This is a genomic window from Rhodopirellula bahusiensis, from assembly GCF_002727185.1.
GTDB classification, from domain to species: Bacteria; Planctomycetota; Planctomycetia; order Pirellulales; family Pirellulaceae; genus Rhodopirellula; species Rhodopirellula bahusiensis.
In genome coordinates this window covers 51,933-76,832 of sequence record NZ_NIZW01000014.1, presented here as the reverse complement: position 1 = coordinate 76,832, position 24,900 = coordinate 51,933, and the positions used below count along the sequence as shown (strand labels likewise).

The window sequence follows — 24,900 nt, the reverse complement described above, 5'->3', positions numbered from 1 at the left end:
GCTCACTGCAATTGTCGCTCAGCATTTTTTCAATTCACTGTTACGAAGCCAGCCATGAACCTCGGTTCAATAGCCAGCCACGTTCGCCTCGCACAAACATGTGCCCTCCTAGGAGAACCGGAATGACTCACCAAGACGAAGCTGGCTCAACGCCAATCAACTCTCAATCGACGGAACCGTTCGCAATTCCAAAACTGCATCGCGGATTCACATTGGTCGAACTGTTGGTCGTCATCGCGATCATCGGCGTGTTGGTTGGCTTATTGTTGCCCGCCGTTCAAGCCGCACGTGAGGCCGCCCGGTCGATGCAGTGCAGCAACAACCTCAAGCAAATCGGACTGGCCACACACAACTACGCATCGACTTACGCCGGTGCGTTCCCCAACAATGGGTTCAGTGGTCCGACCTATCCAAACGACTTCTCGCCCCACGCGAAAATTTTGCCGTTCTTGGAGCAATCTCAACTGCAAGATCTGATCGACTTCAGCATCCCGATGGGACACCCCGCACGCGAAGATCTTCCTGTCGAATTGCGTGAAGCTGCTCAGACACGAGTACCAGCGTTCGAATGCCCCAGCGATGTCAATGCTGTTCTACACGGATTGACGATGCCATCGGGTGATTCCATTCAGATCGCGGGAACCAGCTACAGCATGAACCAGGGCAGCGGCCAAGATGGTGTTTTCCACCCTGGCAACGGCACTCCATCAGACGGTATGTGCTGGGTCAACGCCAAGCTGAAATTCCGTGACATCCTCGACGGAACTTCCCACACCATCCTGTTCGCTGAAACGGGCATTGGGTCCGGACTCGACGTGGCCAATGTCTCGCCCAAGATGGATCTTCGATCCAATCGCGCGTCGGTCAGCTCCATCGCCACGACAGTTTTGGATGCGGCAGCTCAGAATCAGTACCCGCCTGTTGAAGCGGTCACGAACAGTTGGGATGGAAGCCGCAACCACTACTGGCTTCGCGGGTCGGTGCCTGATGGAGCCGTCATGAACGGCTACTTGCCACCGAACAGCCAAATTCCCGATCTCAGTTATCGTTCGGCGAAAATCACCGGACCACGTAGCTATCATACCGGGCTCGTGAAAATTCTGATGGCTGATGGCAGCGTTCAAAACGTGACCGATTCGGTCGAACAAGAAGTCTGGCACGCTAGCTGGACTCGAATGGGACGCGAGGTCGAGACCATTTCGTCCAACTAATTCCTCGCTGACCTTCCTTGATGAGCAACCCAACCGCCGAAACGACTGCGACGCCCACCATTCGAAAGACCGGATTCTCATCCGCTGCTTTGCGGATGGTGGTGTTATGGCACTGGACCAGCTCGGCAGTTTGCTTGATCGGGATGTTGGGGTTTGCGATCACCGGCATCACGCTGAACCACGCTTCCCAAATTGAAACCGAACCGCAACGCAATTCGGTCATTGATGATTTGCCGCCGGAGTTCGTGAGCTTGCTTGCGAATTCGACGGAAGAAGAATCAGCCGCCTTGCCGCCTGAACTGGCCGTGTGGCTGACTGAGCAAACCGGCAAATCAATTGGAAGCCGAGAAGCGGATTGGTCGGAAGACGAAGTTTACCTCTCGATGCCCGGGCCCGGCTCCGACGCTTGGTTGGCGATCGATCGCGAGACCGGTGAGTTCGAATTTGAATCGACCCAGCGAGGTTGGATCTCCTACTTCAACGATTTGCACAAAGGACGCAACACAGGAGCGGCATGGAAATGGTTCCTCGATCTTTTCGCGATTGCCACATTGGTATTTTGTTTCACTGGTCTGCTGTTGTTGGTTGAACACGCTCGACGTCGAAAAACGACTTGGCCACTGGTCGGACTCGGACTCTTCCTGCCGTTCCTATTGGCCCTGTTGCTCATTCACTAATCACTTTCCTTCCTCTTGATAACTCGACTTCCTTCCATGATGAATCGAATTGCGTTGATGCTTGGCATCGCTCTGCTCGGCGTCAGCCAGACGACCGCCGAAGACTGGAAAGCCACCGTTGAAATCCCACGGTTGAATGTCTCGGAATACCACCGTCCCTATGTGGCAATCTGGATCCAAGACGAAAACCGAAAGTGCGTTGCGAACTTGGCCGTTTGGTACCAACTGACCAAATCCGGCGAAGGCGAAGGAACCAAGTGGTTGCCCGACCTGCGTCAGTGGTGGCGGCGTTCTGGACGTTCGCTGGAAATGCCCGTGGATGGTGTGTCCAGCGCCACCCGCCCCGCCGGCAAACATGAACTGACGTTCGACGACCACAAGCAACGATTTTCAAAATTGCCGGCTGGCAAATACAGCCTGATGGTCGAGGCTTCGCGAGAAGTCGGCGGCCGCGAAATTGTGGAACTGCCATTTGTATGGCCATCCAAGACGACTCAAAAACTGAATGCCGCTGGCAAAGAAGAACTCGGCGAAGTCACCTTCGTCATTCCATCCACCAAGTGAACCTCCTTTCCCACAAGAGATCGATCATGAATCGCTTGCTCCTATCGTTTGTCTTTCTGTTGACCGCCATCCCCAGCACTTCGTACGCGCACAAGGTTTGGTTGCTGCCATCGCAAACTGTGTTCTCGGGTCCCGAACCCTGGTTGACTGTCGATGCAGCCGTTTCAAATGACTTGTTCTACTTCAATCACTTTCCACTGGGGTTGGACAACTTGGTCATCACGGTTCCTGATGGAACCCATGTCGATGCTGAAAACAAGGCCAAGGGAAAGTATCGCAGTGTCTTTGACCTTCCGCTGACTCAACGTGGTACCTATCGCGTTGCGGTCGTCAACGATGGTGCCTTTGCAAGCTGGGAAGAGAACGGCAAACGACGTCGTTGGCGTGGAAGCGCCGCTGCGATTGAATCGGAAATCCCTGCCGACGCGACTAACCTTCGCATTACCGAAAGCTTTGGCCGGATTGAAACGTTCGTCACCAACGGTGCACCTTCGCTCGACGCGCTGCAGCCAGTTGGCAAAGGAATTGAACTCATTCCTGTGACCCATCCCAACGACCTGTACGCAGGCGAAACCGCCACCTTCCGCTTCCTGGTCAATGGCCAACCTCAGAAGGATTTGGAAATCGTTGTGATTCAAGGTGGCACGCGTTATCGCAACTCGCAGGAAGAAATCAACGTCACCACGAACGAAGAAGGCGAGTTCCAAGTCACTTGGGATGAACCCGGCATGTACTGGATCGAAACCAGCCACCAAGACGACGAGACCAAGATCAAGAACGCAGTCGGCCGGCGAATGAGCTACGCGGGCACTTTCGAAGTTCTGCCTCAATGATCTCAAAGGTCAACGCCATTTGCCTCGCGGTGCTGATGATCGCCGCTTGGTTCCTGGCACAATGGACCGAGGGCGTTTGGTGGGTCGCACCACCGAGTGCCGCACGTTGGTGGATGGCGGCGGGTTCTCTCGTCGCCTACGGCTTGCTGTGTGCCTGGTCATTGCGAAATGACTCGGTGACAAAAACATCAACGACGAATTTCACCTCGGTCGCTTCCGAACAAGTGACAGAGAACCGCCCGGCGACTTCTGCCAACGACGATTCGGTGCTGGTCGTCTACGCCAGCGAAACAGGATTCGCTGAAGAACTGGCACAACAAACATTGGAACTGCTACGTGCGGCTGGCAAAGTTGTCGAACTGCTACCTCTGGATGAATTGTCCGTCGAGCAATTGCAGACCGTTCCACACGCATTCTTTCTGGCCAGCACAGCGGGAGATGGTGAACCGCCCGTTCACGCATTTGAGTTTGCCGAGGAAGTGATGTCTTCCAAGCATGATTTGTCATCTCTGACCTACGTGGTGTTGGCACTCGGCGACAGCAGTTACGACGAGTACTGTGCGTTCGGCCGACAAATCGACGCTTGGTTGCAACGGTGCGATGCGAAGGCCGCCGACGAGAGAATCGAAGTCGATGACGCCGATCCGTTGGCATTGTCAGCTTGGCAAGCACTCGTCGAAGAGTTTGCCGGCAACGCTCAACCGAGTCTGTGACTCAGCTTTGGTAGCGAACCAAGTACCAACCGCGACCAATCGGTGTGGCGGTTTCCATTTCGTGCGGGTCAGACAAACCGCCCACGAATGAACTCGGTCGACTCTTGGGTGGATGCCATTCCGCCCAGTCGCCTCCATCGGTTCCGGTCAATTGCAACTTGATCGCGCCGTCCTGCAATTCAATCGCACTGACATAGACCGATTGCTGCGCCACTGACGGAGCCTGCAACAACACCAACGTGGTCGGGCGTCCAAACGGATAAGCCATGAAGGGCCCGATGGCAGGAAGCTCACCATCACGCTCCGGCCACTCTTCGCGAAGTGGGGCAACGATGCGTTCCAGCCCCTCCACACGCAAGGCAAACCGAGCCCGTTTGCCTTGCCATGCGATCGAGTCAACGTGGGTCGCAAACGCAAACCAAAACCCCGCCAAAGTGACCACCGCCAACAACTGCGCCAACGATCGGTGCTGAGTCGTTGGCGATGATCTGGCAAAGAACTGAACCAGCAAACCAAGCAGACTTCCCACGGCCAAGATCGCGGTCAAACCGATCCCAACACTGCGAACTGGATTGGCTGACATCCATTCACGTGAAAGAAAACCGCCTTTCGCCAAGTCCGCAAAGGATGGGTCTGCGGCCGCCCAAATCGCAAGCATGCAAAATGCCGCGACTTGGGTTCCCCATAACCACTTGGATTGTTTCCACATTTGGTTGCCTCATTCGTCCGACGGTGAAATGTCAAGCAACACTCACTGACAGTGTCCCAAGGCCATCAAAGCAAAGCTGGTGGCGAGGTTTTTATCGTTTTCAAACCATCGCTGATTGTCGTTGCTCCACGAGCCATCTTCGTTTTGGCGTTCGGCCAATTCCGCGACCAGGTCGGCTTTCCAGTCGTGCTGCGTGCCTTCGGAATCAGCAACCGTTTTCAGGCCCGCTGCATCCAGTGCGGCTGCGAAGGTGTGGTAGTAGTAATACAGCCCAGCGGACCCCATGCCGGGATTCTTCTCAACGCTGTAGTGATCTTGGATCCAGGCTTGAGCGGCTTTGACACGAGGGTCTTCCTTAGTCAGACCGGCAAAGATCATGCTCTTCAAACCCGTGTACCCCATTGATCCATAACTGCGAAGTCCGCCGTTGGGAGTGAAGCGTTCTTCCGAGGTGCTTGGATCAATCTTGGTGGTCGGAATTTCGTAGTAGAACCCTCCGTCATCGACTTTGTCCGCGAACTGCGTGTCATTGAATTCGCTGTCTAAATTTTGGCATCGCGAAATGAACACGAGCGCGCGTTGAATCGCTGGGTCGCTCGCCGGAGTCTCCACGGCTCGCAAGGCTTCGATCATGTACGCCGTGTTGGACAAATCAGGTCGTCCTGCACCGCCGTAGCCGACGCCGCCATACCAGGGATCGGACGGGTCCTTGGTTCCTTCGCCGTACTGAATCCCCGTCACGAATTCTTTGGCTCGCTTCAGAGTTTGGTTGTACTTCCCGGTCTTGTTGGCTTCGGCGAAGCACACCATCGCGACACAGGTTTCATAGTTCTTCAGCCGACCGTTGCCGTAGATGCCACCGTCAGGTTTGACGTAGCCTTCGAGCGCTTTCAGGCCCTCGGCGACCATCGGATCATCGGTGGCTTGACCGTTACGGAGTGCCGAAGTGATGGCCAGGGCGGTCACGCCAGGTCCGACTTTGTCCGAGAAGGTTCCTTGCTCCGACTGCCCCTCTTTGGCGAGAAAGGCGAGCCCTTTGTCGACGATCTGCCGGCGAAGTTGTTCCATTTTGCCAGCTGGTTCGGTTTCAGACGTTGAACCGGCGTCTTGACCGAATGCCGGCAAACTGATGACCGCCAACGCACAGGTTGTGACAAAAATCCGGCGACCGTGGCGTAATTTCCGGCGAGCCGATGTCAGCCCAGAAGTGTTGAAATCCCAATGCATCTGTGTTTCTCAAGGAAGAAGGGAAAGAGAAGCGTTCTGTCTTCACGCGTTGGTCATTCAAGCAAGCAATGTGCCAGCAAACCGTCCAAAACTATTCACAGTTTTTCCTGGCGGTTACGAATTGGAATCGCAACTGATCATGAGAAGGCTTTTCGCCCGCCGTCTCGCGTCTTGTTTGTCAGGTAATTGAATGCTTCGTTTCTCGCACGTCCGCCCCGCAGTTTTGTTGTTTGCTGGAGCCGCTCTGATCGGCGGCCCCGGCTGTTCACCCAACATTCAGGCTCAACCGCCCGGCTTTGGTCCCGGTGGCCCAGGTGGTCCCAACCAACAAGACCAAGAACTCGTCGAAAAATTCGACACCGACGACAACGCTTGGCTGAACGATGCCGAACGCAAGGAAGCTCGCGAGTTCCTCGCTGAGAATCCTGTCCAACGAGGTTTCGGTGGTCCCGGCGGAGGGCGTGGTCCTGGCCAAGGTCGTGGCCCCGAAGGTGGACGCGATCGAGGCGAAGGTCGCGGGGGTGATTTCGGACCTCCTCCCGGTTTCGGTCCGCCTGAAGGGTTTGGGCCTCCACCTGGATTCGGCCCTCCTTCCGACTTTGGACCACCTCAAGGTGACGAAGCACGACGTGGCGGCGGCCGACGCGGTGGCGGCCCCCCCGGAATGAATCGTGATCGTCCCGATCCCACGCCCGGCCAAACGATCACGAAAGAATCCGTCACTCCGGTCGACGGTGACTTGTACGACACCCAGATCGTCCGCACCGTGTTCCTGGACTTCAGCAATGATGACTGGGAAGAAGAGATGGAAACCTTTCACAGCACCGACGTGGAAGTCCCGGCCACCATCACCATCGATGGAAAATCCTATCCCAATTGCGGCATCAGTTTTCGTGGTGCGTCGTCGTACGGCATGGTCCCGAGTGGCTACAAACGGTCGCTCAATATTTCAGTCGACATGGCCAACGAAGACCAACGAATTGGAGGCTACAAAACGCTCAACCTGCTCAACGGTGCCAGCGATGATTCGATGATGAGCACCGTGCTGTACTCACACATCGCCAACCAACACATTCCTGCACCACGAGCCAACTTCGTCCGCGTCGTCATCAACGGTGAAGACTGGGGCGTGTACACCAACGTGGAACAATTCAACAAAGACTTCGTCAAGCGAAACTTTGACAGTGGCAAAGGTGCTCGCTGGAAAGTCAGTGGCTCACCACGTGGCGGCGGCGGTCTGGAGTACCACGGCGAAAACTTAGAAGACTACCGTCACCCATTCGAACAAAAGTCCGGCAACGACAAAGACCTCCAGCGACTGGTCGATTTGTGCCGCGTGCTGGAAAAAACCCCAGCCGCTGAACTTCCCGCCGCCCTGGAGCCAATGGTCAACGTCGACGGACTGCTCTGGTTCTTGGCACTGGACAACGCCTTGATCAACTCGGACGGCTACTGGATCCGAGCCAGCGACTACAGCATCGTTCTGGACAAGGAGGACGTGTTCCACTTCATCCCGCACGATATGAACGAAGCCTTCCGCGCCGCGGGCGGACCAGGTGGTCCGGGAGGCCGTGGTGGCCCCGGCGGACGAGGTGGTCGTGGACGCGGCGGACCAGGTGGCTTTGGTGGTCCCGGAGGACTTGGCGGCCCTGACCAAAATGAACCTCGCGACGCGAACCGTGCGGGAACGGAATCAACCGCACCGCCGCTCGGTTTGGATCCGTTGATCGGAATGGAAGATCCAACCAAACCGCTTCGCAGCAAAGTCCTGGCGGTTCCAAAATACCGTGACGCTTACCTTGCGAACATTCGTCACATCGCGGAGCACTCGCTGAAATGGGAAACGATCGGACCGTTTGTTCAATCGCAAGCCAAAATGATCGAACCGCTTGTGAAAGTGGACACACGAAAACTGGGAACGTTTGAATCATTCCAATCGATGACCAGTGCCACAGGTGCGTCCGATCACACAGAGACGCCGCAACGCGGTCATGGTGCGATGAACTTAAAGGCATTCGCCGAAGGTCGTCGCGAATTTCTGCTGAAGTAGCACCTCGTGTCACTTGCCATCAACGCCTCGCGCGAGTCACCACTGTGACCGCGAGGCGTTGCGTTCACCAATCGCAATTTAGTATTCCATCACGTCATGAACGACAAACGAATCGAACTGAAGTACCAACTGGATTCATCGCTGACATTGGAAGTCAAGCAATGGGCCCGTGAGCATCTAACAGCGGATCCGAACTGCGAATCTGGCGACAGCTACGACGTCAACAGCTTGTACCTCGACACGCCCCAATTGGACCTGTTCCATCAAACTGGAAGTATCGGGCGTCGCAAGTATCGGGTTCGCCGCTATGGCTGTGAGTCGAAACTTTGGTTGGAAAGCAAATCAAAGAAAAAGAACGAAGTTCAAAAGACACGCTGCGTTGGGTCCGAAGACGAAGTGATGAACACACTGCTGGAACTCGAACGAGCTTCCACCCGGTCGGACTCAGCAGATCCGACAACACCTGCACTGGGTGACTGGTTTCTCAAACAAGCCAACAAGAAACAACTCCGCCCGACCACGCAAATTCACTATCGTCGTTTCGCTCGAATGGGTTCGGAACTGGGTCAGAACATGCGTCTGACCATCGACAGTCAACTGCACGCCAGCCCGGCGTCGGGTTGGGATGTTGCATCCGAGGAGGCTGGTTCCGACCGGACTCAACGCGTGAAAGCGACGGGTTTGGAAATCCTGGAACTAAAGTTTCACCGGTTCATGCCCCATCGTTTCAAAGAACTGCTTCGTGAGTTTCCCATTCCAGTGACCGGGTTCTCAAAATACCGAGCCGCCGTTCGTTGTTGGAACCTGCATCAACCTGTTCCCGTGTTCGATTCTGCGATCGAATTGCCGCCGGAATGGAACTGGAACACGGAGATCGTGTCGTATGCCTGAGTGGCTCAATCAAGTTTCCACCGAAGTCGATGCCAACCTGCCGACACTTGCCACGCGACTCGCATTGGCGTGGCTGTGCGGCTGGGCCGTGGCCCTGATCGCTCGCATCAAATCGCCGTCCAATACCGCGGACCAGCTTACGTTGACGTTGGTGTTGATGAGCGTCTTGATCGCAATGGCGACTCAAATCATCGGCGACAACATCGCTCGAGCATTCAGCTTGGTCGGCGCACTTTCAATCGTCCGCTTCCGAGCCGCGGTGTCGTCCACTCGAGATGTCGCATTCGTCTTGGCTGCGGTGGTCGTCGGCATGGCGATCGGAGCCGGCCAATACTGGGTGTCCTTCCTCGGTTTGATCACGCTGGCTTGGGCGACACAGTTCAACGGCGGACGCCCCTCGTCAAAGGCTGAGAAACCCTCGCTGCTGACCGGAAAGACATGGCGTTTGACCATGAAAGTCGGGCTGCATTCAGTCGGTGGCTGGGAGTCCGAACTGAAGCGGCTCACCAAAAGCTACGAGATCGTCTCTGCGGAAACCGCTCGCCGAGGCGGCTCGTTGGAACTTGTCTATCGCTATCAGCCCAAAGACGACACCGATGCCAGCCAGCTGATCGCTGCTTTGAATGCGATCCCAACGGTTGAATCGATCGCCACCAAACCCATCTGATCAACATCGAGCAACCTTCAGGGGATCTGAAGTGACTCGATGGGGAACACCGCCAACTCAGCACTGTTCTGGTTGGCGCGGCGACCGCCATTGTTCGAGTACCCAACATAGAGTTTGCCGTCGTGCTCCATGGCACATGGGTACGACAAACTCAACCGTTCTGCTGACTCACCGGGCGCGTCACCATTCATCGATCGCCGGATGACAAACACCTTGGAGAACATATTTTTGCCGGGACGCGAAACGGCAATCGTCAGCGGCGAGCGTTTGCCTCCGTTCTCCGCCGCCGTCGTGCAAATCAAATACCTTTGGCCATTGCTCAAAACACCCGCCGCCGGCTTCGAGGTCGCCATCGGAAGGTTGGTGATCTCCGAGGGAGACCAAGTTCGACCATAGTCGCCACTTTTCGCGATCAATGCTTTCGCGTCGCCACCATAGCGAGCGACGTTGAAAACACTGGAGCCATCCACCCACAAACTCGATTCGCCCCACATCCGGTGAATGGAAGCGTCAACGGGAATCTTCACCAGATCCCATTGAGTGAAATCATTCGCGTGGCTGATCGCAACCGCAGCCGGAAAAGCGTCGTCGCCCGAATACCTTCGGCCAAGAAATCCCGGCATGATCCAGTTGCCATCATCCATTCGAACAGGTTGATTCATCGGCCAGAATCCATTTTCGATGATCACGCCAAGCGGTTTCCATTCCCCAGTGGAATCATCCAACCGGTAGGCTCGCGTGTGAATGTCATCCATCTTTCCGTAGTAAGCACCTTGGAATGCCCACAAGGTTTCGCCGTGCGACAAGAACACGCCGTGGCTGATGGCCAAGTTGTCTTCCTCGCCAGCATCAATGACCTCCAACGGCCCCCAAGTCTTTCCCTCATCGTCGCTGACGCGAAACTGAGCTTCTTCGGTCACCGTGTTCTCCTCCCCTTTGTTGTGACCGATCGAGGCAAACAACTTCCCCTTGTGCCACGCCAGCGAGACGCCATGCAAGAAGGTGTATCCATCACGAGGCTTGTCCCACTTTTTGATCACGTGGAAATCGACGTTAGCGACCTCGGGCAGACCATCGGCTCGGCCCAGTGATACGTTCTCATCCCACAGCGGGAACGGCTGAGGAGGAACCGGAACATCATGAACTGAATCGACCGGACGATAGGACGCGGCCACTTCTTCAGGCGTCAATGCACTTGGAAGAAGCTGAACTTCGTCGATCGCGCCATTCCAGGGTTGTCGAATGTTTCCATCTTCGTTCACTCCACCCAAAGTCAGCGGCGCGTCGGTGGATTGCACGGGTCGATCCAGCTTCAATGATCCCGCCCGTTCACCGTTGACGTACAACTCCGCAGACTCAGGTTTCATGACCATGCAGAGTTGATACCAGCGGCCGAGTTCAGGTTCCGGCCCAGAGATGGTTCGCCATCCATTTCGGTACACATAAAGGCTGAATTGGCGATTGCCATCCAGCATCAGCGACCATTCGCGTTCGCCCAAGGAATAGCGATTCTTGGCCGCGATGATTTGTTGACCTGCATTCAAACGGTAGGGATTCACCCAAACAACGAGCGAATACTCCCCCGACTTCAAAACGTCGCGCGCGTCTTGTGGCTCCAGCACCGTTTGCCCGTTGAACAACCAGCTCTCACCCTCGATCCCGGCACACAACTCCGCTTTGCCGTGCGTTGCAACAACGTTCGCTCGCGCCGAATCAGCCGACCAGCGGACGGGTTCGCTCGCGATTGCCAGGACAGGAACCGAGACAAACAGACTCAACAAAATGGTTCGGATCATCAAAAGGGGATGCAGCAACGAGAGACTGAAATGATCAACCGCGAAAGCTCCAAAATGGACCGCGACAACGAGCGCACAATCATAACCCGATGCGTCAGCGAGGAAGGGAGCAACGTCCATTCCCTCGCTCACCGGCGTCTTGGTTTTGTTGTAGGTTGGCCACTCTTGGCCGACACCCACAACTCTGACGGGCAAGAGTGCCCATCCTACATGCGTTGAGAACCCCTTACGATAACCGAAACCGATGGCTGTTTCTGACGCATTGAAGCGATCGAGCGATCCATGTCACGCAAGCGCTGCAAGCTGATCAAACATTCAATTCATCGATGAATCGTACGGCGTTCTGCACGCCCGATTCCGATCGAATTTGTTTGCCAAGTTGGTCCGCCCTGACTTCCATCTCACGATCATCCATCGTTTGAGAGATGGCCTGGGCAAGCCGTTGGGACGTGAGCTTTCTTTGCGGGATCGGTTGGGGGCCAACGCCGAGCTCATGAACCACTCGGCCCCAAAAGGGTTGGTCACCAAAGAAAGGACAGATGATCGTGCGTCGACCAGCACGAAGTCCGGCCGCGGTGGTGCCGCAACCTCCATGATGAACCACCGCGGAGACTTGTGGAAACAACCAATCATGCGGAACCGCATCGATGGAAAGCATCGTCTTGGGCAAATCGAATTCTCGAAGGTCCATTCCTCCCCAACCTGCCGCCAACAGCGCGCGTTGCCCAGACAAGCGAACCGCCTCAATGACACGTTCGGCAGTCGCTCGTGGATCGCGACCAAAGATGCTTCCGAAACCAACGTAGATTGGCGGAGGGCCTTGCCGAAGAAACTCCACCAGCGTCGGATCCGGATCGAACTCATTTGGAGCATCCAGGAACCAATACCCAGTCACCGTCGCGTGCTCAGGCCAATCGCTTGGTCTCGGAATCACCGCGGGACTGTAGGCATGCAACGCGGCGACGGGTCTGCCATCGGCATGACGAAAATACGGCGGACGCCTCTTTGACATTCCTAGCGACCGCCGCCACTTGCCCACAAACCGACCTCCACTCCGCCGAGTGATGAATTCGATGACACGATAAGTCGCGAGATTGTACCAACGGCCCAACGGCAACCTTGGAAACCCAAACGCAGGCGACTCCCCCGTGGGCACATACAGCGGCAAATAAAACGCCAGGGCACAGCGACAACCAAGCCGCTCGGCAAAGTCTTCTGCACCGATGGCCTTCTTATGAAACAGAATCAGATCCGGTTGAAACGACTCGGCCGCGTCCCACATCTCATTGACTTGGCGATGCATCATGCCCGTGAGCTTCGGCATCAGTCGAACACCCGTCCGAACGGCCTGAAACAAATTGGTGGTTGTTTCCATCGCCACCCGACCATCCTCCGATTCCATGAAATCGCGAATGTCGTTGTTCAGCGGAGCGTAGTCGATCCCATGCGAACGGATGAAGTCTTCGAAGATCTGGCAGGTGCAAATTTGCACTTCGTGCCCCGCCGCCTTCAGTCCAACGGCCAAAGCAACGTACGGCTGCACGTCACCTCGAGTCCCCACCGTCAACACCAGAATCCTCATTCAAAATTCCAACAAGGTGTCACGTAACTGCTTCGTCAAAACAGGCAACTTCAGATCGCGTTCACTCGATCACTGAACGAACGCTTCGCCGATCAATTCGTTCCATTTCTCTCGTTGCTCAGGTGTCAATATCTCCAGGATCTTCTCGACGGTATAGTGGGTCCCTTCCGAATTCCACATGTCGTGCGGCGGCCCATTGAATCCGGAGGGTCCTTTCATACCGGGCGGGCCACCAAATTCAGGTGGACCATTCATCTCAGGAGGACGGCCGAATTCAGGCGGCCGCCCGCCACGGGAACCATTCCCGTCAGGTGACCGGTCACCATCAAATCGCCCTCGCATTCCAAACTCGAGTCCCCCTGGTCCTGGACCACGTCGGCCATTTTCGCGATCGCGGGGACCTCGATCGCCATCGCCTCCACCGCGGCGTGATGGACGCGTTTCTTCGATGATCTGATCGATCCTCGCTCGTTGCTCGCGAGTCAGTTCGAGAGCCGCGACGACTTCGGAGGACTTGAACGTGAACGGCAATCGACGCTGACGAGCGATCTGTTGCAACCGTTCGATTTGCTCAGGGCTCAGTTGCTGCTTCAAAAACGAATCGAACGATTCCAGCAACGCTGTCATGTCTGCGTTTTCAATGGACAGGTTGCCTGGGTTTTCGTTCGCCAAGGAATGTCGTTCGGACTGAAGCATTTTGACGGCATCGGTGATCGCGTCCGCCTTTTCACGATCGATCTGCAATTCTTTCTGAACGCTATCTTCCAAGAGCTGCAACAACGGTCCAATGTTCTCGAGCAACTGCAGTTCCTCGACCATGGCTTCCACACGAGCGGAGGTCTTCGCCAATTCGCTTTTCAAAGCCGGATCGTCAGCACGCAGCTCCAAGAAGTCACGATAAAACGACAAAGACGTCTCGAGGAAAGTCCGACGTAGGTCCTGAAGCCCCGCTCGATAGGCCAATTCGCTTTCACTCAGCTCACTGAAAGCGTCGACCGCCGCACGAGCTTGCCGAAAGCTTTCCTCAGCCAATTCCCGTTGCTGTGTTTCGCGATCGAGAGCCAATTGGGTTTGCCGTTGTTCTCCCCAAACGAGCAACGCAGTCACCAACAAAGCGACCGAAGCGATCAACAACATTCCAAAGGCAGCCGCCACCAAACCACTGTTGCGGCGACGCCATTTGGCCAACCGTTCGAGTGCCGTCGGCGGTTTGGCCTGGATCGGTTTGTCATCCAACCAACATTGCAAATCATCCGCGAGAGCCTTCATCGTCGCGTAGCGTTCAGACGGTTGCTTCGCGATGGCTTTGCGAACGATCGTATCCAACTCAGTGGGTAAATCCGGTGCGATTGACATCGGCGATGGCGGGTCGACCTCAATCACCGCGTTGAGCAATTCGCGAAAACCTTCGCCTTGGATGGCGGGTTGCAACGTCAATAACTCATAGAGTGTCACTCCAAACGAATAGACGTCGGTACGGTGATCCAAGATCATCCGATTGCCGGAAGCCTGTTCTGGCGAGGCGTACCGCAACGTCCCCATCGGGTCGCCGGTCCGAGTCAGATTGTTTGTGTCCGATTCGATATGAGCCAGACCAAAATCGGTGACCCACACCTTGCCGGCGCCATCGATCAACAAGTTGCCTGGCTTGATGTCACGGTGGATCACACCGTATTGGTGAGCATGCTCGATCGCGATCGCGGCTTCGTGGGCCATTCGAACAGCGGACTCGTAGTGCCGCCGTCGTCCCATCGATGTGCCCATCGCGGTCGTGTTGTTCAACCGAGTTGGAGCAGCCTCGATCTTTCCACGCGATGGTTCCGTGTCGTCCGACGTCCCATTTTTATCCGCCTGCCGCAGCTCATCGATCACGTCGGCCAGCGTGCGACCATCAATCATTTGCATCGCGTAGTAGTGCACACCACGATCGCTACCGACCGCGTACACCGGAACAATGTTGGTGTGATGCAGGGCCGCCGCCGCATGAGCTTCATTGCGAAACCGCTGCAGTCGAACTTCGTCCAAACCGCTCGCGAACGGCAGCACTTTAAGTGCCACCTTGCGACCGAGCGAGAGCTGGATGGCTTCGTAGACGACCCCCATTCCTCCGCGTCCCAATTCACCCACGATTTGAAAATCGCCAATGGGTTTCGCGGTGAATTCGGCATCGGGACCGACCGCGGTCGCGGATGGCTCCGACGGTGCACCCACGCCGTGCAACATTGCGAGACCTTCCAAAGCCGGTCGCAGCTCCGTTTCGATGGGAGCGTGCTCGGCTAGAAACGCATCGATCGAAGGAGCTTTTCCGCTGTCGAGCAACCGCATGTAATCCTTGACCGCAGCGACCACGCCGTTGTCATTGGTTTCATCGAAAGTGGCCATGTTTCCCTCTTCGTTGCGTTGATCGTCAGTGGCCCATCTCAATCCACTCAGGTCATGATGGTTCGCAATTTCGCGAGTCCACGAACCCAAAGTTTTTCGACACTGTCCACACTCTTCCCCATCGTCTTGGCGACATCCGCGAAAGACATCCCTTCGACGTGACGCAGAACAATCACCTCGCGATAGTGTTCCGGCAACGACTCAAGTGCTTCCGCCAATTGCAAAAACGCTTCGTTGCGAGCGAAATGCTGGCTCGGCGATGTCACATCCGCGGCAATCTTCGACTGCAAGAACCCCGATGCGTTCACCAAGCTCGCATTCAAATTTTGCTCCAGTCGTGGATCTCGTTTCTGTGTTCCCAAATACTTTCGCAAGTGCATCGCCAAGATGTTCTGCAGGATGCCTCGCAACCAACCCGCGAATTCCTCCGGGGTTTGACCTCGAAAATCGGCCATGTTCCCGTGCGCGGCGATGCAAACCTCTTGAGCCAAATCCGACGGATCGGCTTTGCCTCGCAAGTGATGATGCAAACCCGAACGAGCCAAAAACTTGACGAATTTGCGGTAACTGTCCAGCAATTCCCCCAACGCGTTCTGGTCGCCCGAACGCGCATCGGCAATCAGCTTGGCAATCCGAGTCTGCGTTTCGTCAGGATCGAGTCGTTCAGTCATGTTGTTCAAAATCAGCGGCACGATTGCATGGATGCCACATCGTGACACAACCCACCGCACCTTGGAAACAGTTGCGACTCCAACAGAGAACCGCCACTCATTCCTGAAACTTTATCAGAGGTGGCTGCGTTCGGGCGTTTCCAACACACCCGCCGCACATCGAAGCAAGACTACTCAGACGCTTGGTCTCGTGCGATTTGCAGAATTCGATTGAGCGACTGAAGGTCTTCGACGCTGACGTGCCCCAACAATTCACGATGCAAATCCTGAATTGGCTCGTCCAATTTACAGACCAGAGCAAGGCCTTCCTCGGTCAAACCAACCAAATACACTCGGCGGTCTTCGCTGGATTGTTGCTTGTGGATCAATTCGCGGTTCAACAATTGGTCGACCACACGCGTGATCGCCGGCGACACCTGGATCATCCGATCCGCAACTTCCAGACACGGCATCGGAACGCCTTCGCCTCGCATGATGCGCATCGCATTGTATTGCGACGGCGTGAGCCCATACTTTCGAAGAAGTCGGGCGAGGCGATTTTCGAGCAAATCGCTGGTACGGAGAATACCCAGCATGGCTTCTTGTTCGAGGGATTCGAACGGCCCCGTTTTCTTGAGCTCTTCACGCAGAGAGGACGGCGTCATCAATGGTTCCTTGGGGCAATCGTCGGCCACTGCGCGCACCTTCACGGTTCGTGCAGTTGTTGTTGTTTCGGTGCCCCAATTGCTTTGATCGAAAAATACCAAAGCAACCTCAACAACATTGGTCATGAATCGGCGGCATGCATTCGAAATGCCAAAAATTCCGCCGAGCCTCTGGCAGAAACGCTTTCCCAAACGAGGGCGGGTTCCAAAGATGCCGACATTGCGGGAACCACGGTTCAGTTCACACTGATTCAACCAATCCGCCTCGACGCCACTCCATTCGATAGTTCGTCAACGTGACCCCACGGCACTCCACTTCTTGTCTTGCGATCACAACAAACCCGACCGACTCAAAGAACGGTTTTGCCGTGATGCTGGCTTCGGTGCAAACGGTTTGGCATTCCAATCGTACAGCATGCTCAACTAACTCTCGCCAAATCAGTTTGGCAACACCGCGTCGTTGGTGATCAGCGGATACGAACAACCGATCCAAGTGCCCCGCGTGACTCATGTCCGCAAACCCAATGATCCGCGAATCGGATTCCACGACCACGGCAACATGCCCGTCGAACCGTTGAGCCCAATGATCCAGGTCGATCGATTCCGGAGCCCATGCGTTCAATTGCTCCTGCGAATAGTCTCGGGCATTCACCCGATGAACCGTATCACGAAACATTCGCCAACAATCGATCGCGTCGTCGGAACGAAACGGACGCAGCTTCATTTCGTATCCCTTTGCTCGTCCACTGTCGGAACCGAGATCTTCAAACACCCTTCAAAGACGGTGACCGCATCGCCAGTCAATCGCACGCGGTCGCCGACAACCCCGCATCGAACCATGCCGCCACGACGAGAAGCTTGATGACCAACCAACATTCTGGCGTTCAGTCGCTTGGACCAGTACGGTGCCAAACAACAGTGTGCCGATCCTGTCACTGGGTCTTCGTCGATCCCGCACCGCGGTGCAAAAAAGCGTGAGACGAAGTCAACTTCGTCGCGGTCGTCCTCCGCGGTCACGATGACACCTCGAGTCGGGATGTCATTCAACAGGTGGAAGTTCGGCTGCAGCTCCATCACAATCTCCCGCGATTCCACCACCATCAAAAGATCAAACGGAGATTCAAAGACTGTCGCGTGGTCGATTCCCATCGCCAATTTCAGATCCGAAACGAGCTGTGCATCATCGACCGGTGAACAATCGGAAGCGGGGAAGTCGAGCGTGATGCCAAACTCGCCCCTTGTACACGCCAGTTCACCACTCCGCGTTTGAAAGCGGACCGTGGCGTCTTCTTCGACCAGACCTTGCTCCCACAACACGTGAGCTGCCGCCAGCGTCGCGTGACCACACAAATCGACTTCGACATTGGGGGTGAACCATCGCAATTGATAACTCGATGGATCACCGAGAGGAACCAAAAACGCCGTTTCGGACAAGTTCATCTCACTGGCCAGCTGCTGCATCCATTCGTCGCTGGAATATTCGGGCAACACACAGATCGCAGCCGGGTTCCCGCCGAACGGCTCATCGGTGAACGCGTCCACCTGCCAAATCAAGACATCTGATTTCGACATGCAATTCACTCTCTGAAGTGGAGGTTGATTGAACACTTCCCACGAGGCATCTGAGACACCAAAGGTTCACCGCCACCTCCGATTGGACTCTCTTTCCGGTTACGATTCTGCGATGAACACCCCAGAAACAATTATCCGCCGCGTCTCGGACATTGTGGACCAACGAATGTCCGATCAACAGGCCGGACACGGAACCGATCATGTTCGCCGCGTCCACCGCACCGCGTGTGAAATTCAGACGCAAGTTGGGGGCGATCGTTTGATCGTCGAATTGGCAGCGTTGCTTCACGACATCGGCGACGCAAAATTCCATGATGGAATCGAACGTAGCGCCGAGTTCTCCCGCGAAATCCTGGGCGATCTGGGAGTCGAGCAACCAACGATTGATCACGTCGCTCACATCGTCGACAATCTTTCGTTTCGAAAGCACGAAACGGCGGAAGAACTTTCGACCGAAGGCAAAATCGTGCAAGATGCCGACCGACTCGATGCTCTCGGTGCCATTGGAATTGTTCGAACGATCGAATATGGAGCCACCGTCGGTCAGCCATTTCACATTGCCGGAAATGACCCCAGCGTGCTGGATGGCCCGAAGACCGGCGCCGGTCACTTTTATCAAAAATTGTTCCGGCTTCGTGAGATGCTGCACACGGAACCGGCTCGCCAAATCGCGAAGGACCGAGAACGCTTCATGAAAACGTTCTTGGATCAGTTCCTGAGCGAAATGGCCGACTGAAACGGCAGCGTCTCACGGTTGATTGACCGGGGCGACCCGGAACGTTTCCACCAAAATGGCATAGAAGGCGGGAACAATGAACAACGTCAACGTGGTGGTCAGCAGCAACCCCACGATCATGCACCACGCCAAACCTTCCCACAGTGGCCCGCCGCTCAATGCCAAGGGCACCAAACCACCGACCGTCGTCGCGGTGGTGAGAAAAATTGGCAGCATTCGTTGCTTGCCCGACTCGATCAAGCAATCACGAAACTCTGCTTTGGTCAAACCAACAATGGGTCCATCGGCTTCACCGGTCGACGCTTTGGCACGCGCCCGCTCGGCGATCACAATGTCGGCAAACTCGACGAAGATAATTGCCGTGTTCAGCACGATGCCGAACAACGCCAAAATGCCCAATTGCGGCATGAAGCCAAGCGATTTATTTGACAGATACAGTCCCAACCATGCACCAACCAACGCCAGTGGCAGCGTGGAAAGAATGATCAGCGGCTTGGACCATCCGTTGTACTGGAAGATCAAACACAGCACGATCAACAAAAACGAAATCGCAAAGGACATCATCATTTGCCCACCGGCTTTTGCGCTCTCTTCATAAGATCCTCCGGGTTCGATCCAGTATCCCGTAGGCAGGTCCTCTTGCAACTGCCGCATCTCGTCTGATTTCAAAACTCGGGACACCACGTCATTCCCGGTGACGCCAGGTTCCATTTGGGAACTGACCTCAATCGTCCGGTTCATTTTGCGTCGCTCAATCTTGGCAAGTTCGAACGTCGGCTTCAGAACCGCCAGGGATGCCAGAGGCACCTTCCCGCGATCCCCTTCAACATACGACTCTTGCAAACCACGCACCGATTCACGTTCGCTGGCTTTCAAACGAAAGTAGACCGGCACCTCGTGATCCCCTTCTCGAAAGGTCGTCAGTTGCAAACCGGAGTAGTAGGAATTCAGCGTCCTCGCGATCTGCGAATTCGTGACGCCCGCCAACACCGCACGGTCCTGTTCGACGGCCACCTGAATTTGATACCCATCGACTCCCCAGGAATCGGAAACGTCCCATGTTTCGGGCTGTTCCGAGACCAAACGCTTCAACTTGCCCGCCGTTTCGCGAAGCACCGTTGGATTTGCAAAACCGTTGCCTGAAATACGGAAGACCAAGGGATCGGCCGGCGGCCCCAATGCCAAACGGACCGGGACAATGCGAGCACCGACGATTGGTTCGATTCCCAATGCTTCATCTCCGCGTTCCGAAATTTCTCGAACACGTTGGGCGAATTGTTTTGTGACCGATCCATCATTTGTGCGAACCAGAATCTCGGCGAAAGATCGTGACTTGGGCTCGGGATTCCATCCGAGATGCCAACGCGATCCTCCGCCCCCAACCAACGACCGATAGCTTCGAAGTGGCGGTTGAGCGAATCCGTTTTCCGTCAGATTCTCCGTCCCCAACCGCTGCAAAATCGTCTCAACTTTTCGCGTGACTTGATCGGTTTGCTCGATCGTCGCGGTTTCGGGAAGCAGCACCTTCACCGCGAATTGGGTCCCGTCCGCATCCGGAAAGAACTCCGAACTCACGGGCAATGTCAAAATGCTGATCATCAACCCGAGCGTCGCCAGCGCGGTCAACCACTTGAACCTGACCGCCAATCCGCCCAGCCAACCGTAGATGCGAAATGGCAGATTCTCTTGCTTTGGATTTCCCACGTTGGACGCGGGTGCTTCGGTCGATTGGCCGGAACGACGCTTTCTCCGAGGCCACCAACTTGCGACACGATTCCAGGTTGCCACGACGGGCGAACCCGTTTGATCGGCTTTGGGAGCACGAATGAACATCCCCGCCAGGATCACACACAACGACATCGCCAACACCCAACTGAGCGCGAGCGTTGTCGAAACCGTGACCGGTAAACTGTAGACGTATTCTTTGCCACCACCTTCCAAGCTGAACAACATCGGAACAAAGGCGGCCATCGTCGTTAGCGTGCCCACCAACATTGGAATCGCCAACGTGTTGGCCCCGTCAATCGCAGCAGGAAAAGGTTCCATGCCAGCGATTTGGTTCGACCTGGCTTGGTCACAAACCTGCACCGCATTGTCCACCAATAATCCCAGCGAAATGATCATGGCGGCGAGCGAAATTTGTTCGAGTTGCACACCAAACAACGAAATCAAACCAACGGTGACAACCACCACGATTGGAATGTTGGCCGCCATCACAAACGACGTTCGAAAACCAACGACCAAGTAGACCACCACCACGACGATCAAGACGGCTTCGACAACGTTGATGATCACATCACGAATTTTTTTCGCGACGCTCTCACTTTGGTCTGAAACGGCGGTCACTCCGATGTCGGGTGGCAACAATTGTTCCACCTCGGCCAGTTCCCATACGCGATTTTTGGCCGCTTCACAGACGTCGATGATGTTGGAACCCGACTTCATCGTGATCCCCAACATTACCGCGGGCGTGCTGCCTTTGGCATCGCCGACTCGGCAGACATAGTTCGCAGGATCTTCGTAGTCCCGCGTCACACTCAACCCGAGTTCCGCTAGCGAAACACTGTTGTCGCCTCGACTGGTTCGCACCGTGCTCGCGATTTGGGTGATTTCATCGACAGCGTTGAATTCGCCTTCGGTCTTGACGGAAAAATGCCCCGACTCGGTGTCCAGTTCGCCGCCAGCTTGGATGATGTTGCGATCATCGGCTAGCGATTCGAGTTGGTTGGTCGTGAGTTCCAACTGGGCCCAATCAGCGAGATTGGTTTCGATGAAGATCGCTTCGGATCGCTGCCCAAACATGTCGACTTTCGCGATGCCGGGCAACAAACGCAAAGCGTCCTGGACGTCTTCCGCATACTCTTCCAATTGCCGCAATGAGTAGCGGTCTCCCGGTCGGATCTCCGCTCTTCCTTTGGATGGCATCTGATGAATCCCCAGCAGCAACACCGCCGTGTCACCAAACTCATCGTTGACGATCGGGCGAACATGGTCCGCTGGCATTGCCACCAAATCCACTCGAGCTCGAACCTTGTCCCAGACGTTTTGGATGTCAGCTGGCGGGATGTCATCTTCCAACTCAACGAACACCGTCGACTGACCGGTCAGGGTGGTGGACCGGGTCAGTTTCACCTCTTCGATGCTGGTCAGGTTCTGTTCGATTTTGTCCGTGACCAGCTCTTCGACCGTCTCAGCGGGAGCGCCCGGCCACGACGTCGAAACCACGCAAACGCGGATGGTGAACTCGGGGTCTTCGCGTCGTGGGATCGTGACATAGGTCATGGCTCCCCATGCCATAGCCAAAATCGCGAGCGAGAAAACAATGGGGCGGTATTTGACCGCCAAACTTGGCAAGTTCATTCTGCGGATCCCTCCACCACGATCGATGGAACTGGGGTTCCGGGCGAGTGCGTTTCTTCCAGTTCGTCAAGACGCCGGACCGCACCAACTTTCCGAACTCGCTCTCCATCGCTGAGATAGTGAACACCACGCACAACGATGAGCATTTCTTCATTCAGCTCCGGCGACTGCACTTCAATCATCGAACCGAGGTCCAAATTCTCTCGCGAAACCACTTCGACCATGACCTTGGAAGCTTGACCGTCCTTCACGACATACAGGAACGCATCTCCAGCCTCTTCGTCGATTGCATCGAACGGAACAAAGAAACCTTTTCGTTCGCTTTGATCCGCCAAATCAACCGTCACCAATTCACCTGGACGCAACTTCCACTCAGATCCAGGGTCCAGGACAAACGACTCCCCATCCCAGTTCTTGGGTGGCGTCCCACCTGGAGTCGCATCGACGGGTTCTTTGCTTGGATCTCCCACGATCTTGCCGACGTAAAATGAATCCAAGTCGACCTCGATCGGCTTGTTGTTTTCATTGATCATCTGCACGCTTCGAAACACCCAGTTCCCAAGAAACGGAATCTTGAGATCGTTCTCGACCAACCTTTGCTGGCGAACCTTCACAACATCAGGCAAGCGTTCTCGCAACTTGCTGTTGGTCACGACGTAGATGTAGGCGCCGCGTTCATCGCGATGAATGGATTCTTCTTCCACCAAGATCACATCTTCCGGAGTGCCCATCATGCGGTTGAGTCGCAATGGCCAAAGGTCTTCGGAACGAGCGATCTTGTCTTCTGGCAGCTCGTCCGGCAATGGATCTCGCAAACGTTCGTTCAACAGCAGCAACGTCATCGTGAATGTGCGAGTGTCCGGGTCCGCACTGGCATCGACGTTGTAAATGAATCCGTTGGTGTGAATCTGCGTGCCGTCCGGCAATGGGTAAGTGATCGGCAATTGATGGCGTCGGCGCATCGAGCGTGATTGCTTCGCCGACAACTCCACTTCGACCTTGATCGGATTGGTCATCTGCAATGTCAGCACCGGATCGCCCGCGTTGACAACACTTCCCGGAACAACATTCACACCGGAAATCTGGCCTTGATAGGAGCCATACAGCGTGGTGTGTTCCAAATCACGTTCCGCATCGCGAAGCGTTTGCTCGGCACGTCGGATTTGCGATTCTGCTGACTTCAACTCCGCGCGAGTCTGCTTTTCTGTTGCCAACAATCCGCTCAACGAAGCCAACCGCGTTTGAACGAGGTTTCGGGATTGGTCGTACTCGCTCTTGGAGGCCGCGTTCTGGTCTTTCAAGTTTTCGATGCGTGAAAACTCCATCTCCGCCAGCGCCAAATTCGCCCGAGCCGATTCCAACTCAGCCGGTAACGACTCCTCCAAGCGAATCTCAATGCTTTCCTTGTTCAGCCGGGCCACTTCCAAATCAGCGACGGCAGACTCAACGGCAATCTCGTATCGTTCCGGCTCGATCTGGGCGAGCGGTGTTCCATGCTGGACCATTTGTCCATCCACATCGATGACTCGTCCATCAATGTTTTCACCTGGTTCCAACACCCACGAAACTTTCCCGCTGACTTCGAATCCAATGTCCTCCGTCTTCCACGACTGCACGCTGCCCGACGCGGTGTAAGACGAAACCGGAACGGATCGTGTCAGCGTCATCACCTCCACAGGCCTCGGTGCCTTTTCAAACTTGGCCTCTTCTTTGGGGGTGCACCCGAGTGCCCAAAGGAATCCAGCGAAGACCCCAAAACGGGCGGCATGCCCCAAATGGCTCGAAAGGCGATCAGTCATGAATTCATGCAGTCAGAGAAGAGCGATACGCAGCGTGAAGTTTCAATCGGAACACCCACGCGGGAAGCACGTCGCGGTTTGTACCAAGCATTCGAAACTGGCAAAGCTACGATCGGGCACAACGATCTTATGCGCGTCCAGCCACGATGGTGAAACCCCGACTTTGTCCGCCGCATTCAAACGAACATTCTTCGAAAATCGTAGCGACTGCTTCGATCTCTCTGCGATCGATACCGAACGTGACAATTCGCCGCCATATCGAGGAGTGATGAAACGCCCCGTTTGGATACGATGAAGCAAATCGTGAGTTCACCCATCCAATATGTTGATGACTTCTGAAAGTGTATCCGAATCGTGACGGACCTAAGATCATTGCAGTTTGACAACCTGGACGATGCGGTTCAGGAAGCTCAATCACTTCTCCGCTCCGGCTACACGCCCTGTGGCAATTGGTCGCTCGGACAAATATGCCGACATCTCACGTTGGTCCAGGACCCAAGCGTCGATGGCTACCCAGCCTGGATGTCGTTGTTTGCTTTCTTGCGTCCAGCGATGCGAAGGTTTCTTCTTCCTAGACTCCGGCGTCCCGATTCACCGCGTGGAATTCGGACTTCGTCGATGTTTGTGCCTCCCGATGACGTCAACGACGCAGAAGAGGTCGAGAGTTTTGCCGGCAGCGTCGAACGGTTTCACTCATACCAAGGCGAGTATGCACCGCACCCTGCTTTTGGCCGTATGAGCCGGGCAGGGATCGAAGAAATCCATACGCTTCACGCCGCCCATCACTTGCGATTTCTAACGCCAAACGAGTGAGCG

21 protein-coding genes are annotated in these 24,900 nt (G+C 55.4%); 10 read left to right on the top strand and 11 right to left on the bottom strand.

The features are described from left to right. Positions 1-122: 122 nt before the first annotated feature. The 5 genes from CEE69_RS18250 to CEE69_RS18230 are packed head-to-tail and all read left to right on the top strand — an operon-like array spanning position 123 to position 3,998. Complete coding sequence (locus tag CEE69_RS18250) at positions 123-1,211, top strand: DUF1559 domain-containing protein (protein WP_099262056.1); 1,089 nt, start codon at positions 123-125, stop codon at positions 1,209-1,211. A gap of 20 nt (positions 1,212-1,231) precedes the next feature. Continuing rightward, entirely contained in the window at positions 1,232-1,888 is a 657-nt protein-coding gene (locus CEE69_RS18245) for a PepSY-associated TM helix domain-containing protein (RefSeq protein ID WP_099262055.1), read from the top strand. Positions 1,889-1,924: 36 nt separating this feature from the next. Further along, positions 1,925-2,452 (top strand): DUF2271 domain-containing protein, encoded by a 528-nt coding sequence (locus CEE69_RS18240; RefSeq protein ID WP_099262054.1) that lies wholly within the window; start codon positions 1,925-1,927, stop codon positions 2,450-2,452. Between the two features lie 26 nt (positions 2,453-2,478). Beyond that, complete coding sequence (locus CEE69_RS18235; protein WP_099262053.1) at positions 2,479-3,285, top strand: DUF4198 domain-containing protein; 807 nt, start codon at positions 2,479-2,481, stop codon at positions 3,283-3,285. Then, complete coding sequence (locus CEE69_RS18230; RefSeq protein ID WP_099262052.1) at positions 3,282-3,998, top strand: flavodoxin domain-containing protein; 717 nt, start codon at positions 3,282-3,284, stop codon at positions 3,996-3,998. The genes CEE69_RS18235 and CEE69_RS18230 overlap by 4 nt, the downstream gene beginning before the upstream one ends. Before the next feature lies 1 nt (position 3,999). Here CEE69_RS18230 and CEE69_RS18225 read toward each other — a convergent pair whose 3' ends face one another. Continuing rightward, positions 4,000-4,707, bottom strand: coding sequence for a hypothetical protein (locus CEE69_RS18225; protein WP_233215367.1), 708 nt, complete (start codon positions 4,705-4,707; stop codon positions 4,000-4,002). 42 nt (positions 4,708-4,749) lie between these two features. Then, positions 4,750-5,934, bottom strand: a complete 1,185-nt coding sequence (locus CEE69_RS18220) for a prenyltransferase/squalene oxidase repeat-containing protein (RefSeq protein WP_099262051.1) — start codon at positions 5,932-5,934, stop codon at positions 4,750-4,752. Between the two features lie 190 nt (positions 5,935-6,124). Here CEE69_RS18220 and CEE69_RS18215 point away from each other — a divergent pair, with 190 nt between their 5' ends. From CEE69_RS18215 to CEE69_RS18205, 3 genes are all read left to right on the top strand, one after another. Then, the gene (locus CEE69_RS18215) at positions 6,125-7,984 is read left to right on the top strand and encodes a CotH kinase family protein (protein WP_099262050.1); all 1,860 of its coding nucleotides are present in this window, start codon (positions 6,125-6,127) and stop codon (positions 7,982-7,984) included. Between the two features lie 96 nt (positions 7,985-8,080). After that, positions 8,081-8,875 (top strand): polyphosphate polymerase domain-containing protein, encoded by a 795-nt coding sequence (locus tag CEE69_RS18210; RefSeq protein WP_099262049.1) that lies wholly within the window; start codon positions 8,081-8,083, stop codon positions 8,873-8,875. Continuing rightward, complete coding sequence (locus CEE69_RS18205) at positions 8,868-9,542, top strand: DUF4956 domain-containing protein (RefSeq protein ID WP_099262048.1); 675 nt, start codon at positions 8,868-8,870, stop codon at positions 9,540-9,542. Before CEE69_RS18210 ends, CEE69_RS18205 begins: the two co-directional genes overlap by 8 nt. 17 nt (positions 9,543-9,559) lie before the next feature. Here CEE69_RS18205 and CEE69_RS18200 read toward each other — a convergent pair whose 3' ends face one another. The 7 genes from CEE69_RS18200 to CEE69_RS18165 all read right to left on the bottom strand — a co-directional run bounded on the left by CEE69_RS18200 (position 9,560) and on the right by CEE69_RS18165 (position 18,189). Further along, positions 9,560-11,533 (bottom strand): LamG-like jellyroll fold domain-containing protein, encoded by a 1,974-nt coding sequence (locus CEE69_RS18200; RefSeq protein WP_233215366.1) that lies wholly within the window; start codon positions 11,531-11,533, stop codon positions 9,560-9,562. 112 nt (positions 11,534-11,645) lie between these two features. After that, entirely contained in the window at positions 11,646-12,920 is a 1,275-nt protein-coding gene (locus CEE69_RS18195; RefSeq protein ID WP_099262047.1) for a glycosyltransferase, read from the bottom strand. Positions 12,921-12,989: 69 nt separating this feature from the next. Continuing rightward, positions 12,990-15,302: a serine/threonine protein kinase gene (locus tag CEE69_RS18190; RefSeq protein WP_099262165.1), complete on the bottom strand. Its 2,313-nt coding sequence runs from the start codon at positions 15,300-15,302 to the stop codon at positions 12,990-12,992. 47 nt (positions 15,303-15,349) lie between these two features. After that, entirely contained in the window at positions 15,350-15,973 is a 624-nt protein-coding gene (locus CEE69_RS18185) for a sigma-70 family RNA polymerase sigma factor (RefSeq protein WP_233215365.1), read from the bottom strand. Between the two features lie 170 nt (positions 15,974-16,143). Continuing rightward, positions 16,144-16,602, bottom strand: a complete 459-nt coding sequence (locus CEE69_RS18180; RefSeq protein WP_099262163.1) for a MarR family winged helix-turn-helix transcriptional regulator — start codon at positions 16,600-16,602, stop codon at positions 16,144-16,146. A 256-nt stretch (positions 16,603-16,858) separates the two neighbouring features. Beyond that, positions 16,859-17,341 (bottom strand): GNAT family N-acetyltransferase, encoded by a 483-nt coding sequence (locus CEE69_RS18170; protein ID WP_099262046.1) that lies wholly within the window; start codon positions 17,339-17,341, stop codon positions 16,859-16,861. Beyond that, the gene (locus CEE69_RS18165; protein ID WP_099262045.1) at positions 17,338-18,189 is read right to left on the bottom strand and encodes a PhzF family phenazine biosynthesis protein; all 852 of its coding nucleotides are present in this window, start codon (positions 18,187-18,189) and stop codon (positions 17,338-17,340) included. Before CEE69_RS18165 ends, CEE69_RS18170 begins: the two co-directional genes overlap by 4 nt. Positions 18,190-18,301: 112 nt before the next feature. Between CEE69_RS18165 and CEE69_RS18160 the strand changes: the two genes are divergently transcribed. Next, on the top strand, positions 18,302-18,925 hold the full coding sequence (locus tag CEE69_RS18160) for an HD domain-containing protein (RefSeq protein ID WP_099262044.1): 624 nt from the start codon (positions 18,302-18,304) through the stop codon (positions 18,923-18,925). A gap of 12 nt (positions 18,926-18,937) precedes the next feature. Here CEE69_RS18160 and CEE69_RS18155 read toward each other — a convergent pair whose 3' ends face one another. Both CEE69_RS18155 and CEE69_RS18150 read right to left on the bottom strand, forming a co-directional pair. Continuing rightward, a complete protein-coding gene (locus tag CEE69_RS18155) occupies positions 18,938-22,285 on the bottom strand; it encodes an efflux RND transporter permease subunit (RefSeq protein ID WP_099262043.1) in 3,348 nt (1,115 codons plus the stop codon). Beyond that, complete coding sequence (locus CEE69_RS18150) at positions 22,282-24,084, bottom strand: efflux RND transporter periplasmic adaptor subunit (RefSeq protein ID WP_099262042.1); 1,803 nt, start codon at positions 24,082-24,084, stop codon at positions 22,282-22,284. Before CEE69_RS18150 ends, CEE69_RS18155 begins: the two co-directional genes overlap by 4 nt. A gap of 354 nt (positions 24,085-24,438) precedes the next feature. Here CEE69_RS18150 and CEE69_RS18140 point away from each other — a divergent pair, with 354 nt between their 5' ends. After that, complete coding sequence (locus CEE69_RS18140) at positions 24,439-24,897, top strand: DUF1569 domain-containing protein (protein ID WP_261341355.1); 459 nt, start codon at positions 24,439-24,441, stop codon at positions 24,895-24,897. The last annotated feature ends 3 nt before the right edge of the window (positions 24,898-24,900 follow it).